The organism is Fibrobacter sp. UWB1 (genome assembly GCF_002210325.1).
GTDB lineage: Bacteria > Fibrobacterota > Fibrobacteria > Fibrobacterales > Fibrobacteraceae > Fibrobacter.
The window spans coordinates 111,119-128,591 of sequence record NZ_MWQL01000002.1 but is presented as its reverse complement, the minus strand read 5'-3'; the positions used below and the strand labels follow the sequence as shown (position 1 = coordinate 128,591).

Annotated in this window: 10 protein-coding genes; 5 read left to right on the top strand and 5 right to left on the bottom strand. The window is 52.6% G+C overall.

Annotation, left to right across the window (positions count from 1 at the left end; genetic code table 11):
• Positions 1 to 23: 23 nt before the first annotated feature.
• Both B7988_RS02045 and B7988_RS02040 read left to right on the top strand, forming a co-directional pair.
• On the top strand, positions 24 to 947 hold the full coding sequence (locus B7988_RS02045; protein WP_088656652.1) for a porin family protein: 924 nt from the start codon (positions 24 to 26) through the stop codon (positions 945 to 947).
• Entirely contained in the window at positions 948 to 2,588 is a 1,641-nt protein-coding gene (locus B7988_RS02040) for an NAD(P)H-hydrate dehydratase (RefSeq protein WP_088656651.1), read from the top strand.
• A gap of 45 nt (positions 2,589 to 2,633) precedes the next feature.
• Here B7988_RS02040 and B7988_RS02035 read toward each other — a convergent pair whose 3' ends face one another.
• The gene (locus tag B7988_RS02035; protein WP_088656650.1) at positions 2,634 to 3,791 is read right to left on the bottom strand and encodes an FprA family A-type flavoprotein; all 1,158 of its coding nucleotides are present in this window, start codon (positions 3,789 to 3,791) and stop codon (positions 2,634 to 2,636) included.
• A 95-nt stretch (positions 3,792 to 3,886) separates the two neighbouring features.
• Positions 3,887 to 4,588 (bottom strand): SIMPL domain-containing protein, encoded by a 702-nt coding sequence (locus tag B7988_RS02030; protein WP_088656649.1) that lies wholly within the window; start codon positions 4,586 to 4,588, stop codon positions 3,887 to 3,889.
• Positions 4,589 to 4,641: 53 nt separating this feature from the next.
• Between B7988_RS02030 and polA the strand changes: the two genes are divergently transcribed.
• From polA to B7988_RS02015, 3 genes are all read left to right on the top strand, one after another.
• Complete coding sequence (polA, locus tag B7988_RS02025) at positions 4,642 to 7,476, top strand: DNA polymerase I (RefSeq protein WP_088656648.1); 2,835 nt, start codon at positions 4,642 to 4,644, stop codon at positions 7,474 to 7,476.
• A gap of 142 nt (positions 7,477 to 7,618) precedes the next feature.
• Positions 7,619 to 9,184, top strand: a complete 1,566-nt coding sequence (locus tag B7988_RS02020; RefSeq protein ID WP_088656647.1) for a glycoside hydrolase family 5 protein — start codon at positions 7,619 to 7,621, stop codon at positions 9,182 to 9,184.
• Between the two features lie 206 nt (positions 9,185 to 9,390).
• On the top strand, positions 9,391 to 11,472 hold the full coding sequence (locus B7988_RS02015; protein WP_088656646.1) for a glycoside hydrolase family 5 protein: 2,082 nt from the start codon (positions 9,391 to 9,393) through the stop codon (positions 11,470 to 11,472).
• Between the two features lie 137 nt (positions 11,473 to 11,609).
• Here B7988_RS02015 and B7988_RS02010 read toward each other — a convergent pair whose 3' ends face one another.
• The 3 genes from B7988_RS02010 to B7988_RS02000 all read right to left on the bottom strand — a co-directional run bounded on the left by B7988_RS02010 (position 11,610) and on the right by B7988_RS02000 (position 17,267).
• Positions 11,610 to 15,311 carry an SNF2-related protein gene (locus B7988_RS02010; RefSeq protein ID WP_088656645.1) on the bottom strand — a complete coding sequence of 1,234 codons (3,702 nt, stop codon included), beginning with the start codon at positions 15,309 to 15,311 and terminating at the stop codon, positions 11,610 to 11,612.
• Positions 15,312 to 15,406: 95 nt separating this feature from the next.
• Positions 15,407 to 16,432: a hypothetical protein gene (locus B7988_RS02005; protein ID WP_088656644.1), complete on the bottom strand. Its 1,026-nt coding sequence runs from the start codon at positions 16,430 to 16,432 to the stop codon at positions 15,407 to 15,409.
• A gap of 1 nt (position 16,433) precedes the next feature.
• Entirely contained in the window at positions 16,434 to 17,267 is an 834-nt protein-coding gene (locus B7988_RS02000; RefSeq protein WP_088656792.1) for a TIGR02147 family protein, read from the bottom strand.
• Positions 17,268 to 17,473 lie beyond the last annotated feature (206 nt).

Below are 17,473 nucleotides of genomic sequence, written 5' to 3'. Positions count from 1 at the left end.
ATAACATTTAGTTTGGAGAAAATATGAAAAAGCTTTGGACGCTCATTGCTAGCACCATGTTGGTTGCTTCCGTCGCATTTGCTCAGGACGACTTTGATCCTGAATATACCGATCAGGCCGAAGAACAGGTCGCTGAACAAGCAGAAGAACAAGCTGAAGAGCAACCCGCCGAACAGGAACAGGTTGCAGCACCTGCTGAAGAAGAACAGGCTAACGTAGCAGAAGAACCTGCTCCGGCCCCCGCTCCGGCTCCGTACCAGGCCAGCGCTCAGGAAAACACCCAGGAAAGCGCCCAGAACGACGAATACGCTCCGGCAAATACGAACAATACGCCCTTCTTCGGCTTCGGTCTGAAGTTCGCCTTCAATTACGGCAGAATGTTCGGCTTCAAGGAAGACCTCGACAACGATAGCGACATCGACGGAACTCCGTCGGGCATCGGTTTTGACGGCGGCCTCATGTTCCGCATCCAGATGATCCCGAACCTGTACTTCACCCCCGAAGTCAACATCGCCCACATTACCACCGAACACGAATTCATGCGCCACAAGCGCAAATACTCTACTACGGACTTGGAACTTCCCTTGCTGATGCGCGGCGTCATTGCCAACAGGTTCTATGTGACCGGCGGTGCCCAGTTCAACTTTACTTTGAGCAGCGAAGCCAAGATTGACGCTGTCGAAAACGCCACCTTGAACATCTCGGTCAAAAGCAACGAAAAGGTTGAACAGGCAACATTCGGATTCGGCATTGTAGCCGGTGCAGGCGTCAACATTGTCGCAGGTCTGTTCTTCGACTTCCGCTTCTACATGGGCATCACGGAACTCTACCCCGACGTGAAGACCTTGGACGACCTGGAATTCGCTACGGGTGATTACTCCTTGGTTGATATGTCTGGCGCAAGAATGATGAAGTTCAAGGTCGGTCTCAGCTACTGGATTATCTAATTGAAACTCCTTTCGAACCTGACTTTCAAGGAATGTGCCCCTGTAGTGACTGCAGAGGCCATGCGCTTCTTGGATGGCGACACCAAGAGGAGCCGCGTTTCTAGCGCCGGATTTCCACCGTTTTGGGAACCTCAGACCGATATTGACGCAGAATTCGTAGATGGATTCGCTACCGCCATCGATGCCGGATACGGCTTGATGAAATTGGCCGGGCAGAAGCTCTTTGAAAAAACGATTGCCATGCTCGGCGAAAACTCCGAAGGCAAATCGGTCGCCGTATTTGTCGGCGGCGGAAACAACGGCGGCGACGGCCTCGTTCTTTCCAAATTGCTGATTGAGGCTGGCATTCCCTGTACCATCTATTCGCTCGCCAAGGCCGAAACCTTCAAGAACGAAGCGGCCATGGCGTACCAGGATTTCTCGGAAAGCGGCGGAAAGCTCATTGTCATTAACGATCTCCCCGTACACGAACCGAAATTCGCTCTTGCCGTGGACTGCATGCTCGGCAACGGAGCCTCGGGCGAACTGCGCCCGGCCTTTGCTCGAGTCGTCATCAACTTGAACGAATGGAACATTCCGATTCTTGCAGCAGACGCCCCTACCGGTTTTGATTCTTCGGAACACCGCTGCGGCGAAAACTGCATTCAAGCCACCGAGACGCTCGTCTTCGGGCTCCCCCGCTTGGATGCCTACACCAACGAAGGCGCTCGCGTTTTCGGCAAGACGACGGTCGAACCGCTCGACTACCCCGAAAACCTGATTGACAAAGTCCTGTCGGGCGTATTCCTCGCCACCGAAGACATGATTCCGGCATTGCTCCCCGACCGCGATGAATTTGGCGACAAGCGCAGCCAAGGTACCGCCATGGTGATTGCAGGTTCCGGCAACATGACCGGTGCCGCCGCCCTTTGTACCAAGGCATGCCTTAGAAGCGGTGCAGGACTTGTCACGACCGCGACACCGAAGGCTTTGCTCCCGGCTTTGCAATCCAAGCTTGACGAGCCCGTATTCTACGGAATCGGGAATGCGACGACAGACAAGCTTTCGATTATGCACTTGATGCAGTTGCAGGATATCGCGATGCATCAGAATGCAATCGCCATCGGTCCTGGACTTGGAACCGACACCGAAACGCAAGACGCAGTCCGCATGTTCTTGACCGGATTGCAGATTCCCGTGGTTGTCGACGCCGACGCGATTAACGCCTGTGGTTCTGCATTCTTCTGCATGGAAGGCGGCCCTGCGAATGCGATTGTCACGCCGCACAAGCGCGAATGGGAACGCAACTTCGGTCCGCTTCCGGCAAACGAAAGTTTCTATCCGGAATACCTGCAGCAGTTTGCAACGCAGTTCAAGATTACAATCGTGCTGAAGGGTTGCCCCACTTACGTGGCCATTCCCGACGGACGCGTGTACGTGATTCCGGCCCGCAATTCAGGCCTTGCCAAAGGCGGCGCAGGCGATGTGCTTACCGGCATTATCACCGCACTTCTAGCACAAGGTTTACCGACTGCAGAAGCAGCCGTACTCGGCGTACTTTTGCACCAGAAAGCAGGCAGACTCACGCGCGAAAAAATGGGAGCATTTGGCATGCTCCCGACTGACGTTATTGAAATGTTGCCCGCAGCATTTGGTTGCTAAGGCTACTAATGTCATGCCGCACTTGATGCGGCATCTCCTTTTCTACTAAAGTAGTTCAGAAACCAGTTTGTCCAGCGCCGCTTCGGATTCGGCGCTGAGCGTCGATTTTACCGTCACTACCGTTTCGGCAAGCGTCACGTTCTTGAGCGTGGCGAGGATTTCGGTCATCTTCTTGGCAGCCATCGGAGCCCACGTGCCGTTTTCCACGACGCCCACCTTGCGATTGCTGTAATTCTTTGCCTTCAAGTGATTGAGGAAATCTTCCATGACCGGGAAAAGGCCCGCATCGTACGTAGGAGCGGCGACCACCATGCGGTCGTAGCGGAAGGCGTCTTCAATGACTTCGGCCATGTCGCTGCGGGCAAGGTCAGATACCACAACCTTCTCGACACCGGCAGCCTTGAGTTTTTCGCCGAGCAATTCCGCGGCCTTCTTGGTTCCACCATAGATCGAGGCGAATGCCACAAGCACGCCCTTGTCTTCGGGAGCGTAGCTGCTCCAGGTGTTGTACTTGTCGATGTAGTAGCCCAGATTTTCGGTGAGCACCGGGCCATGCAGCGGGCAAATCGTCTTGATGTCGAGCGCGGCCGCCTTCTTGAGCACTGCCTGCACCTGGTTGCCGTACTTGCCCACAATGTTGAAGTAGTAGCGGCGGGCTTCGCACGCCCAGTCATCCGGGTCGGCATCGTACACGCCGAACTTGCCGAACGCATCGGCCGCGAACAGTACCTTTTCGCTCTGCTCGTAGCTGAACAGGACTTCGGGCCAGTGCACCATCGGGGCACCGATAAACTGCAAGGAGTGCGCACCGAGCGAAAGCGTATCGCCTTCCTTCACGGTCTGCTTCTTGACCGATTCAGGAAGCGTCATGAACTGCGGCAAGAGTGCGAAAGCCTTCGCCGAAGAAACGAGCGTTGTTTCCGGGTACTTCGCGACAAAATCAGCAATACCGCCGGCATGGTCCGGTTCCAAGTGGTGAATCACCAGGTAGTCCGGCTTGCGGCCAGCGAGAGCCGCTTCCAGATTAGCAAGCCATTCATTCACCTTGTGTGCATCGACCGTATCGGTTACGGCAATCTTTTCGTCCACAATCACATAGGAATTGTACGCCATGCCCTCGGGCACCACGTACTGGCCTTCGAACAAATCCAAGTCGCGGTCATCGACTCCGATGTACTTGATATTTTCGCTAAAGTTCTTCATGATAAATCCTTTTTTGTAGAAATTTAAAAAAAGCCCGCAGAAACGGCAGAAATTTTGATGACATCGAACATGAAATGCATTAAGGATAAATTGATTTAATCTTCCAAGAAATACTGCACGTTCGTTACGACGCGCACTTTCTTGATGTACGGCGTATTTTCGTCGCGGTCTTCAATGGAGAACACACCCTGCGTGGCCGTCTTGATTTTGCCGAGTTTGCTATCGGAATCCTTCGCAAACTTTTCGGCAGCAGTGCGGGCATTGCGAGTTGCCTCGTCAATCATGGCGGGCTTGATTTCGTTGAGGCCATTAAAGCTATAGACGGTGCGATACTGGTAATCGCTACCGCTAAAAGCGATTCCATGCTTCAGGAGTTCGCCCTGTTTTTCCATGGCCTTACGGACAAGTTCCACATTGTTCGTGGCCACCGTTGCCACAACCGTCGCGACATAACGATAAGCATGTTTGCCACCGCTGTACAATTCGCCATCGGCATCGACAATGGCCGGGGTCGAGTAAGTGATATTTTCTTTTTTCACGCCGTTTTCGAGCAGGAACTTTTCAAGTATCTGCGACTTGGACTGTAACGTCGCCGAAAGTTCGGCTAGATCGTTGCCCACCTCTTTGTACACAATCGGCCAAATCACGAAATCAGCCGAAACTTCGCGTTCGGCAAGTCCACGCACGAATACCACGCGGTCACGTTCCTTGACATCAATTTGGGCTCGATAGAAAAATGCGCCCAAGCACAGAATGGCCATTGCCAGAATGAGAGCCTCTTTAACTCTTGATTGCATATCCAACTCCTTTTTTACATAAATCCAATATACAAATTTTCTACATTCAAAGTATGCCTGAAAAGACCTTACTTTTGCTCGACTCTTACGCGCTTGCGTTCCGCATGTTTTACGCCTATTCGCAGAACCCGCTGAAAAACAGCCAGGGAGAAGAGGTTTCGATGATGCACGGCTACTGGGGCGCAGTACTCCGTATTCTTGCAAAGCACAAGCCGACGCATTTCGCCATTGCACGCGACGTGGCGCACACCAAGACATTCAGGCACGAACTTTACCCCGACTACAAAGCCAATCGCGGGCCCATGCCCGAAGAAATGGCGGCACAGATGCCGCTCCTTGGCGAAAGTTTGGAAGCAAGCGGAATCCCGCTCTTATCGGAACCGGGTTACGAAGCGGACGACGTGATGGCAAGTACCGCCATGGCTGCGGTCGAAGCGGGCTTTGACCATGTGGTGATTTTAAGTAAAGACAAGGACATGTCGCAGATCGTAACCGACAAGATCCATCTTTTCCACCTGACGAAGGGTGCCGACGGCATTGACTTTGGCCCGGAACAGGTACTTGAAAAATACGGTCTTCCGCCGGAAAAGATCCGCGATTATTTGGCGCTCATGGGTGACGCCAGCGACAACGTTCCCGGCGTTCCGAAAGTGGGCCCGAAAACCGCTATCCAGTTGTTGAACGACTTCGGCGACATGGACAACCTTTACGCGAACCTGGATAAGGTGACCAAGAAGGGTTTGCACGACAATTTGGAAAACAATCGCGAAAAGGCATTCCTCAGCCGCGAACTGGTGACGCTCCAGACGAAGAGAGCCTTTAGCGGAAACCTCGACACGCTGGAATACAACGGCCTGCACGTGGACACCTTGGCGCAGATGTTCAAGGATCACGAAATCAACAGCCTGCTCCGCCTTTTGGAAGGCATTCCGAGCAAGACGGGCTTTGTGCGCGAAAGCGACGGCACGGGAAGTAGCGACTCGGCAAATGGAGACGCCGTGGTGAGTGCAGACTTCCCAGTCGATGTTCTGCCGACATACATTTGCGTTGACACCGATGAAATCTTCGAGCAGATGAAGGCCGAATTTGCCGCCGCAAGCACTGTAGGCATCGACACCGAAACCGACGGCCTGGACCCGATGCAATGTAACCTCGTAGGACTTTGCCTTTCGGCAGACCCCGCCAAGGGCTACTACATTCCGCTGGGACATTCCGACGAAATCGGATTCCCGTTGCCGACAGGCCCCAAGGGCAATTACGACTTGAACAAGGTCAAAGCATGGTTCAGCGAATTTATCGCCGACAATGCACCCGTCGCCGGCACCGAAACGTCGCGAGCATTCGTTTTCCACAACGCGAAATTCGACCTACATGTTCTCGCACGCGCATTCAAGATTCCGCAATCCGTTATCGACAACGCAAACCTCATCGACACGTTGATTGCCGCGTGGATGCTTTCACCGGGACAGTCTGGCCTCGGGCTCGACAACCAGGTGATGCAACGATTGCAGCACGAGATGATTCCCATCGAGAATCTCATCGGGCGCGGCAAAAACCAGATTACGTTCAATCGCGCGCCCATCAAGGAAGCCACCGAATACGGCGCCGAAGACGCAGTCTACACGCTTCGCCTGTGGGAACCACTCAAAAAGGAACTTGAAAAGCTCGATTACGTGAAGTATTTCTTCGAACAAGAAATGCCGCTCTTGAAGGTACTTTTCCAGATGGAATCCGTGGGCGTCGCAATTGATGTTCCTTCCCTCAAGACGCTAGAGCAGGAACTGCAGCGCCGCATCGAAAACTTGGAAAAAGAAATCTGCGACATGGCCGGTTTCGAATTCAACATCGGCTCGCCCAAACAACTCGGCGAAGTCCTTTTCGATACGCTCGGACTCCCTGAAATCAAGAAGCGCAGTACCGACGCCGTGGTTCTCGAAGAACTCAGTTTCAAGGCTCCGCACCCGATCGTTTTCGCCGTCATTGAATACCGCGAACTCAAGAAAATGCAGAGCACTTACATCACGGTGCTCCCGACGCTGGTGAACCCGGATACAAAGCGCATCCACACGAGCTTTATCCAGTGGGGCACTGCAACGGGTCGCCTCTCTAGCCGCGACCCAAACCTGCAGAACATTCCTGTACGCAGTGACCTCGGCAAAAAGATTCGCGCCTCCTTCGTGCCGCAGAGTAAGGACAACGTCATTCTCGCCGTAGACTACTCGCAGATTGAATTACGTATGCTTGCGCACCTCAGTGGCGACGAAGCGCTTATCGAAAGCTACAAGGAAGGCATCGACATTCACGCCCGCACCGCTGCCGCGATTTACGGCGTCAAGCTCGACGAAGTCAACAGCGACATGCGCCGCGACGCCAAGGTGGTGAATTTCGGCGTGCTCTACGGCATGACTGCATTCCGCTTAAGCCGCGACCTGAAAATTCCGATGTCGCAGGCGAAGGATTTTATTACCGGCTACTTCGACATGTACAAGGGCGTGCAGCAATACATCGAAGACATCAAGGCAGCCGCCCACCGCGACGGTTACGTGGAAACGCTTTCGGGCCGCCGCCGCTACATCGCAGGCATCGATAGTAGTGACCGCATGGAATCGCAGATGGCCGAGCGCATGGCCGTGAATACTCCCGTCCAAGGCTCCGCCGCCGACCTCATCAAGATTGCAATGATACGCATTCAAAAACGAATCAACGAAGAGAACTTGCCGCTCAAGATGATGCTGCAGGTGCACGACGAACTCGTGTTCGAATGCCCCCGCGACCAGGTGGAAGCGATGGCCCAGATGGTGAAATCCGAAATGGAAGGCGCCATGCAGCTCAAGGTTCCGCTCGTTGCAAGCGTCGGCTTCGGCGAGAACTGGCTCGAAGCGCATTAGTCAAAAAAAAGATTTACATAGTAACCAAATCTTTTCGTACGTTGTAAGCCGTTCAATAGTTTTTGAACGGCCTAACACATTATATGATATGTTTCAATTTTTTCGGTATAGATTAAGGGCGAATTTTGAAAAAGGACCGAAAATGAAGCATATTCTTGCCAAAACCGCCCTCTTTGCCCTCGCAGGAACCCTTTCTGCGACCGCAGCGACGCTCCCCACCGCCAAGGAAGTCCAAGCCAAAATGGGCATGGGTTTCAATGTCGGCAACTCCATGGAAGTGCCGAACAACCCCACGGCTTGGGGCAACCCCTACCCGACTCAGGCTTTGCTCGATTCCGTGAAGGCGGCAGGATTCAACACGGTCCGAATTCCCTGCGCTTGGGACAGCCACACCAGTGGCGGCAAGGTCACCGAAACTTGGCTCGACTCCGTAAAGACTGTCGTCGACTATGCCATGCGCGCTGGCCTCTACACGATTTTGAACATTCACCACGAAGGTGAAGGCGGCTGGTTCCAGAGCAACATCGGTACAAGCGTCGACCAGACGATCGATAACAAGATGAAGACTTACTGGACGCAGATTGCAAACAAGTTCAAGAACTACAACGAACGCTTGCTATTTGCAGGCGCCAACGAACCCGGTCCTAATGTGAATACATGGACATCGCAGCATGTGTCCACCCTTATGCACTACTACCAGACTTTTATTGACGCGGTGCGTGCTACAGGCGGAAACAACGAAACCCGCACCTTGATTATTCAGGGATTGAACACCGACATCGACAAGTCCGTCGCGAACGCCCCGGTGACAACCTTTCCGAAAGACAACGTTGAAAGCCGCCTGATGTTCGAAGTGCACTACTACGATCCGTACCAGTACACGCTTATGACTAGCCAGCAGGACTGGGGCGCGAGCGAGCCCATTCTGCCGCAGTACTACTACGGTGACTACCAGAAGGCTAGCGAACCCAAGCGCAATGCGGGCTACAATGCGTGGGCAGGCTCCGTAGATTCCAAACTCGGAAGCATCGTTCACCCGCAAGAACAGTTTGCCAAAATGAAGACGAATTACGTGGATAAAGGTTATCCGGTAATCGTGGGCGAATTCGGCGCCAACGTGCGCTCTCCGGAACTGAGCGGCAACGACCTGAACCTACACAAGCAAGGCCGCGTGCAGTGGCACAAAGACGTGGTGAGCGCCGCCAAGCAGTACGGGCTCACGCCGATCCTTTGGGACATGGGCAACGAGAGCAATAGCGGCTACGACAACATGGCTTACATTCGCCGTCAATCTTCGCCGGTGGGCAAGGTTCTTGAAACTGACGTCATCAACGCCATGCGCAGCGTATACAACCTCGGCAACTACAACAACACCGGTGTGACCCACGTCGAAGACTACATCACCGGCGGAAGTTCCACTCCGGCATCTAGCTCTAGCGTTGTCGCCTCTAGCTCGAGCGAAGCCGTGTCTAGCTCTAGCGCTCCCACGACGACAATCATCGCCGGCCTGAATTCTACGGTGCAATTCACCCGCAACGGCAGCATACTTTATTCCAACAAGCCCATTCGCCTGTTCGACATCAACGGAAACCAGATTCGCTCAGCCCCAAAAAGCGCCGGACGCGCCGAACTTTCGCTCATGGGACTGCATCAGGGCGTATACTTGGCCAAAAGTGCCAACAAGACGTTGCTTGTTGATGTGAAATAGAATCCTCTACACTAAACGAAGGTTTCCTCATTAACAGAAATTGTCGATTTTCGCTAAAAATCGGCAATTTTTCTTTCTCAAAGTAAATTCAAGTTTACATTTGTTGAGGATTCAGCACCGCAATTTTTCAACACCGACACAATTTTATTTACTTGAATCCGTATAGAATTTAATTTCAAGAAGGTAAACAAATTCAAGGAGTCAAAATGACACGTTTTGGAATGTTTGGTATCGCCTTCGGCTTGGCAGCCACCGCTGCATTCGCTCTCCCCAAGGCAACCGAGATTTACCCCGACATGGGTCTCGGCTACAACATCGGCAACACCATGGAAGTGCCCAAGAACCCGACCGACTGGGGCAACCCCTTCCCGGATGCCGCTTACGTGAAGGCAATCAAGGACGCCGGCTTCAATACCGTTCGTATTCCTTGCGCTTGGGACAGCCACGCCTCTAACGGCACGATCAATGCCGGCTGGCTTGACTCCGTAAAGACCGTCGTTGATCTCGTTATCAATAACGGCATGTACGCCATTTTGAACAGCCACTGGGACGGCGGTTGGCTCGAAGACCATGTTTTTGACGGCAAGGGCTTCGACAAGACCGGCGAAGTGACTGTTTCTGCAGCCGATATCGCCGCCAAGCAGGAAAGCTACTGGAAGCAGATTGCAACCAAGTTCGCCGAATACGACGAACACCTGATTTTTGCATCTGCCAACGAACCGGGCGTGAACGACCCGTGGAACGGCGGTTCCGACAATGGTCAGTGGGCATTCGACGAAGCCCGCATGCAGGTTCTCAAGAGCTATCACGAAGCATGCCTTAAGGCAGTGCGTTCTACCGGCGGAAACAACGCAACCCGTATCGTGGTCGTGCAGTCTCCGCGTACCGAAATTGACAAGTCTCCGTTGCTCGCGTCCATGTACCCGACTGACCCGGCAGGCGAAGGCTACACCATGGCCGAAGTCCACTTCTACCCGTATCAGTTCTCCTTGATGACCAGCGGTGACGAAGACTGGGGCAAGATGTTCTACTACTGGGAAGACCAGACTCCGGGTAACGATGCCGCACACACCTGTTCCGGCTCCGCCCTCGGTTCCAAAAAATCGATCGATGAATTGTTCAGCGGACTCAAGAGCCGTTTCTACGACAAGGGCATTCCTGTCGTGATTGGTGAAATGGGTGCCGTCAAGCGTCTCGGAGTCCTCACCGGTGATAACCTGAAGGTTCACCTGAAGGCACGCGCCGCATGGTACGGCTATACGGTCGCCGCAGCCAAGAAGAATGGCCTCGTTCCTTGCGTATGGGATACCGGTGACGAAGGCGATGGCAACTTCACCATCATCCGCCGCCAGGTGAACAAGTTCGGTGGCAACGTCGGCGACATTACCGACGTCGAAACCTTGAACGCCATGCGTGAAGCTTACGGCCAGGCATCTCTCCCGGGCAACAGCATTGATTCCCTCGTCAACCAGAACCCCGACATCCCCGAAACCGCAGCTGGCAAGGGCGTCCAGGTGACTTACCAAACTGTAACTTCCGATTCTAGCGAAGTGGGTACATTGCGTATCAATCTCCAGGGTGCGAAAAAGGATCTTTCCAAGTATGTGGGTATTGAAGTTCGCTTGAAGGGCGAAGTTGCTACTGCAGGCCCCTGCACTGGCGCAAGCGATGGCTGCGGCGAATACGGCTGGACCTCCATGGACCTCTTCATGATGACGGGTGAAAGCTGGGCTTGGTTCGACGCCTCTGTTGTGGAACAGGCCGACAAGGACCTCGATGCCAGCGCATTCCAGACAATCCAAGTTAAGTGGGAAGACTTCCGCAAAGAACCGACCGACCTCAACTCTGCAAACGCCATCGGCCTGAACCTCTACGGCACTCAGGTCACCGGCACCATCACCTTTGACTACATCAAGGGTATCAAGGCCGACGGTTCTACCGAAATCATTGACGACTTTGACAAGAAACCGCAGCTCGAAGGTACAGCATCCGGTAAGGTTGTCGCCCTCAACGGCACTGAAGCCATCAAGACCGCAACTGTCGCAGCAGCAAGCAAGATGCTCGTGAACGTGCAGCCCGGCATGGTGAGCGCAAACTTTGTAGCAGCCCAGACGGCTCCGGCAAAGGCAACGCTCTTGAACAGCCTCGGCCAGGTGATTGCCCAGCAAAACTTTACCGTCAACAAGGGCATGAACACAGTTGAACTTTCCAGCAACTATCGCGGTCCGGCAATGCTCATGGTTCGCCAGGGCAGCCAGCGCTACATGCAGAAGGTGATTCTGAAGTAAAAAAAATCCGTCGTAAAAAAAAGTCTGGTGTGGATCCCGGCAGGTTGGAGTGTCTCGCCGGGAGCTGCTTGGAAAAGCAGCGAAATCCGGTCCTGCATAGGACCGGATTTTTTTGCGTGGTTGCCACGCAAACCCGGCTAGTCGAGATTGAATATTTCGGTGAGTTGCTTGTCGTCCATGTTCGCAAGCCAGGTTTCGCCGGCATTCACGGTCATATCGGCGACAGCCTTCTTTGCCTGCAACAAGGCGTCGATTTTTTCTTCGAAGGTACCCTTGGTAATAAAGCGGTGCACCTGAACATTCTTGGTCTGCCCGATACGGAAGGCGCGGTCGGTTGCCTGCGCCTCAATCGCCGGATTCCACCACAAGTCGTAATGAATCACCTGCGAGGCGGCAGTCAGATTCAGGCCGGTTCCAGCCGCCTTCAGCGACAAGATTAGCACCTTGACTTCCGGGTCTTCCTGGAACTTGCGCACCATTTCGTTGCGCTGGTTCTGCGTGCAACCGCCGTGATAGAAATCCGCCTTGATCATGAGTTCGCGGTCGAGCGTTTCTTGCAGGAGTTCGCCCATTTCGCGGAATTGCGTAAAGATGATGGTCTTTTCGCCGGATTCTTCGATGGACTTGAGCAAATCGAGCAACATGCCAAGCTTGCCGGAATCTTCGACGCGGGCCTCCCCCGCCTTCAAATACGTGCGCGGGTGGTTGCAAATCTGCTTGAGCGCGAGAATCATTTGCAGAATGAGTCCCTTGCGCTTGAAGAGATTCGGTCCATTCGAACCTTCTCCGACATCCAGAGAATTGCCGGCGGCGGCCGCAAGCACATCGTCATTGATATCGAGCGAAGCGCCCTCGGCCAAAAGTTCCAACTGCTTCATGAATTCGTCGAGCGTACGTTTGTACAGGGCGGCCTGCGTGCGCGTGAGTTCGGCGTATTCGTTCTGCTGGATTTTATCGGGCAAGTCGCTAATGATAGATTTATCCGTCTTCATGCGGCGCAGCATAAAGGGCGCCGTAATCTTCTTAAAATGCTCGGCCACCGCCTGGTTCGCATTCTTCTGGATCGGCGTTTCGAACTTGTCGCGGAATTCATTTGCCGAAGGCAAAAAGCCACGGTTGCAAAAGTCCATAATCGTCCAGAATTCCATGAGGCGGTTTTCGACCGGTGTTCCGCTCATGGCAATCTTCATGGGCGCACGGAACGCGCGAATGCGACGGCTCTGTTCGCTGTCCGCATTCTTGATGTTCTGCGCTTCGTCAATCACCACCACTTGCCAATTCAGCTTTTCCAGCTTTTTAAAATCGAGACGACATGTCGAATACGTGGTAATCAGCAAGTCGGCATCGAACTTTTCAAGCTTGCGGCTTGCACCATGGTATGCAAATACAGTGAGCTCGGGCGCAAACTTCTTGATTTCCATCTGCCAGTTCAGCAAAAGGCCCGCCGGAACCACTACAAGCGCGCGGCCCTCGTCAAGGCGCCCCTCTTGCTTTAGCTTGAGCAAGAATGCAATCACCTGCAGCGTCTTACCCAAGCCCATGTCGTCGGCCAGAATGCAGCCAAAACCCATTTGCAGGTTCTTGTACATCCAGGAATAACCGCGTTCCTGATACGGGCGGAGCGTCGCGTTCAAATTTTCGGGCAGCGAGCAGTTCGTTTCGCTGCGCCAGGCGTCAAACTGGTCCTTCAGGCCATCGGTCATGTCGACCGTAATATCGTCGCATTTGCCGGTAAGGCACGCCTGCACCAGTTTGGCTGTAGACGGAATAAACTGTTCGGTCGTCTCGGCCGATTCTGCATTCTCGGCGTCATCGATGACTGCGACATCGTCAGAAGCGTCCGCTTTCTGTTTTTTCGCCTTTTCTTTTTCGCGTTCGTCCAGGCGCTGTTGCAACAAATCCAAATCGTCTTTATTGAATTCAATGTAGCGGTCCTTGAACTTGAGAAGCCCTTCGGCATCGCGGGCAAGTTTCAAGAATTCTTCGGCCGAAATCTTGTCTTCACCAAGCGCCACTTCCCAGTCAAAGTCCAGCAAGTCGCCTGCGGTAAACGCCCCGATTCCAAGGCCACCCTTCAGCTTCATCTGGGTCTTCGGGCGCGTACGTTCCAAAAGCGAACGCGGAATTTCGGTCACGATTCCAAAGACTTCGGACTTCTTGACCGTGTAATTCACGAATTCCTTGAGTTCGGCACCATGCATTACCACAGGCTCTGTCGCATGGTTTTCAAGGTAGGCCTTCATGGGCTTAAAGATTTCGGCCATGCAGTTTAGCACATTCAAGAGCGACAAGAGCCTCGGATCGCTATCGCGGAACAGCTGCGCAAGCGGCACGCGGCCCGAAGCATCTTCAATAAAGACATTCAGCGCAATTTCTTTACCAAGCTCCGAGCAGACAAATACAATCTTGTGGTTGAATTCCAGCGAATTATAGACCGAGAACCACGCCTGAATCTTGGAGGGAATCTTGAGGCCGTTCGCGGCAAGGCGCCCCGACTTGCAATCGAAAAAGAATCCGAGCAAGTTTTCGTGCGGCCCCTTCTTGTAGCTTTGGGCGGTGCGGGCAAATCGCAACAACTTGCCGATAAACACCGACAGAATATGCTCGGCCGCGGCATCCAGATCTTCACGAGATTTTTCTTCACGAGATTTTTCTTCGCGAGAATTTTCCTCGCGCGATTCTTCGCGAACGGTAAACGCAAAATCATCGGGCACGGACTTTTCGAGTTCAGCCACAATCGCAAGCACATCGGGCAACATCTCTGCCGGTAGCCAGCGCACCTGTGCAGTCACGTTATTCAGCCAGAACACCTGCGGGTATATCGCACCGCAGCGCACCAGGTAATACGCCACCTGCAAAAGCTGGTGCAAAAAGCGGACGGTCACGTGGTTATGCCAAACGCAATCCTGATTCAGGCGGCAAAGGGCGCCCATCACGTTTTCAACCGAAAGCCCCGAGGCAACCACATTCTCTTCGACCATCTGGTCAAAAGTCCACTGCCAAGGGCGCGCGTGAATCAACTGCAGGCGCTCCTGTTCCATCAAGAAGGTTCGGGCATGGTAAATTCCAAAATCCTGCGCGAACTGGCCAAAATTTTCGAAGTGGTTGTAGAATTCGCGGCAGCGGGCAAGTTCGTCGACAAAGCTCTTCTTAAAGTTCCCTGCCGGGCAAAAATCCGGGAAGTTCTTGAGCATGGCCGGCAACACATGCGAATAGTCGCGCCATTCCTCGAACTTGAACATGGGCACGCGCGGGGCTGCCACCCGGTTGTTCACCGGCAAAATGCGTACCAAGGTCGATTCGCGCGGCACATCCGATTCTACCGGTTCTTCGGGCTTGTAATCCTTGAGGTAGGCAATATCAAGCCCATGCAGCCTGAACAACAGGAACGGGTCGGCCGACGCCATTTCAGCAAGTTTCAGGAACACGCAAATCACGTAGCGGCAAGGCAAGGCGTCCTTGCAGTCGCAATTCATGTTCACCTGGTCAAAGCCCTCGAACAGCGAAAGCCCGCATTTCGATAAAATCAGTTCGATGGAAGGATTGAGTGCGCCATTCGAAAGCGCCATGAGTTCGACCGGTTGCTGCTTTAAAAGCCCCACGAAGGCTTCGCCACGTTCCTTGTCGAACTTGGGGAACACGAGGTACACATTGTGCAAGCCCCCATTCGGGCCCTTGACCTCGGCCATGACGCGGTTATCGTTCACCGTAAACGGCTGAACCTGGCCGCGCCCCACATACTTAAAGGCGTAATCGATATCGCGTTCAGAAGCACCCGCAAGCAAGCGGTCTAGCCACTTCTTGCTCCACCAAGTACTTCCATAAACACCATATTCCATAGCCGCCCAAATATAGCAAATTTTTCCAAGACAAATTGCTCATTTGAGCAATTTAATCTAGGAAAAGTACGACTTTGGTGTTATGGATATTTGTCTTAATCTAGGTTCGTGCCTACCGCGAAAATGTGGAATTTGCCTTCAGTTCCGTTCCTTTCTTGAAATTGAATATAAACCTTCGACAGGTGACGTGCAGCCATTTCACCGGCAACATCATCATCCCACCCTTCGACAGAGGGACCCCAACCAGCACGTTTGAACTTACTCCATTCAAAACATTTAACAGAACCGGCTTCGGACCTCGCTAAAGGCACATTGGGCAAGTCATACTTCAAAACCTGATCAAGCGAATCACCGACATCTAGCACAAGAATCGCAGATTGAGAAGCTTCATACATCAAGCAAATTCCGGTCCAATTCGAAACATCTGCTGTAAGGGCAACCCCATTGGAATCAAAGCCTGCCACATTGAATCCAACCCGCACAAACGGATCATAACTCAAGTCGCCTCTATCCAACTTAAATGTACCACAAACTCCACGTTCACCACATTCTTCTACCACAGGCAGAATCGAGGTCGAATCCCCTTCAACACCAACAGGAGCCGCCCATTGGATAGTTGACTTTCCGCCATCAGCAGTATCTATATCCAGGAACCATTTTCCCGCATTTATTCCGAACTGAGATTTATCTTCGGCAAACGAGCTTGTTTTCACATCATCATCAGGTTCATCTTTCCCATAATAAGTTTCAGGACTCCACAAATCACCACTATAGGAAACAGCACAACCAAAGCCACCGATCTTGCACAAGACAGGCGGGATATAAGCGCTCGAGTACAACCAAGAAGGTTCACTTGAACTTGAAGACACCGGGATTTCTGAACTCGACGAAATTGTCGGCACTTCTGCAGACGAGTTAGGTACATCTGCAGAAGAATTAGGCGTATCTACAGAAAAACTAGATAGTTCTACTATCGAGCTGCTCGACGGCAAGTCGTTATCCGCCATCAACACGTTCGGTTCTTCGGCTGTTCCCGAAACCGGAGAATCTACAGATTCCGAGCAAGCGAGCATTGCAAGCGCGAACACACCCGCACTGGCCATATAAAGTTTCTGATTCATATTAATTCTCCTTGGTGCCCTTGACTTGCTTGGTCAGGGGGAACAGTTGTAAATTTAACCTATAAACTTGATCCAGTTCGCCACACTCCGCAGCAATCGCCACGATTTTCTTGCGGCAATCATCAAGTTCATCAACAATCTTTTCGTAGGCTTCGCGATTCAAGCCCATCGTAATACCAGTCACGTTGCGTTCGCTGGAATCGAATTTTTCAAGCGAATCGACGGCAAGCCGTCCCATTTCGCGATGCATTGAACGAATCGCAATGGGGAGCCCCTCTTTTGAGCCCTTCACCGACTTTTCAGTTTGTTCGTAAGTTTCTTCGCCAACCTTTTTAAGGAGCCCGGTGCGTTCCAAGAAAATCAGGGACTTGCGAACTTCATAGGCAGAAATATCTTGGTTGCACATCTTTGCGATTTCGCCCGGCATGGCACCCGGCATCATGGGAGCAAGTTCACGAATCACCGGATTTTTCCAGCTGTCATAAAATTCGAATGCCGCCTTGTCAATAACGCGAACCTTGTGCGCACTTGCAATCGCATGCATTTCGTCAAAGTAGCGCCTTTTGGCAACGTCTTTCTTGGCATTGCCAAAATTCACCATCGCCTTAAAGTAGTCCACCTCGTAGCCCACAAGCCCCATGGCAACCGCCACACGCTCCATGGTCACGCGGCTCAAGCTACTCTTGCCTTCGCATACCAGCTTCAGGTACGAGGGCGAAGTAAACCCCGCAATTTTTGCAAATTCACGCCACGAAAAAGCGGAACTTCTTTTGCGTTCCTCGTAATAGTCGCTCATGAAGATGCGATAATCTTGATATTCAACTATCGGTTTCATATTCATAAATATATTTCGTGAAAATTGCCTTGTCAATAGTTAAATGATACAAAGTTAAAGAATTTTACACGTTTTTAGCATTTTAGACAAACATTAAAACGCATTTTATGCGTAAATGATACACCCCGTATCATAAAAAAGGCCCGCAGGGCCTTTGGGTAAAGAACCTCGTCTCGATTTTCGTCAGACGAATCGGTTCCGTTCGA

Excerpts from the sequence above, each read along its gene's own strand:
- B7988_RS02005 (WP_088656644.1), bottom strand. The coding sequence starts at position 16,432 with ATGAATCAGAAACTTTATATGGCCAGTGCGGGTGTGTTCGCGCTTGCA.
- B7988_RS02015 (WP_088656646.1), top strand. The coding sequence starts at position 9,391 with ATGACACGTTTTGGAATGTTTGGTATCGCCTTCGGCTTGGCAGCCACC.
- B7988_RS02010 (WP_088656645.1), bottom strand. The coding sequence starts at position 15,311 with ATGGAATATGGTGTTTATGGAAGTACTTGGTGGAGCAAGAAGTGGCTA.
- B7988_RS02035 (WP_088656650.1), bottom strand. The coding sequence starts at position 3,791 with ATGAAGAACTTTAGCGAAAATATCAAGTACATCGGAGTCGATGACCGC.
- polA (WP_088656648.1), top strand. The coding sequence starts at position 4,642 with ATGCCTGAAAAGACCTTACTTTTGCTCGACTCTTACGCGCTTGCGTTC.
- B7988_RS02000 (WP_088656792.1), bottom strand. The coding sequence starts at position 17,267 with ATGAAACCGATAGTTGAATATCAAGATTATCGCATCTTCATGAGCGAC.
- B7988_RS02030 (WP_088656649.1), bottom strand. The coding sequence starts at position 4,588 with ATGCAATCAAGAGTTAAAGAGGCTCTCATTCTGGCAATGGCCATTCTG.
- B7988_RS02020 (WP_088656647.1), top strand. The coding sequence starts at position 7,619 with ATGAAGCATATTCTTGCCAAAACCGCCCTCTTTGCCCTCGCAGGAACC.
- B7988_RS02045 (WP_088656652.1), top strand. The coding sequence starts at position 24 with ATGAAAAAGCTTTGGACGCTCATTGCTAGCACCATGTTGGTTGCTTCC.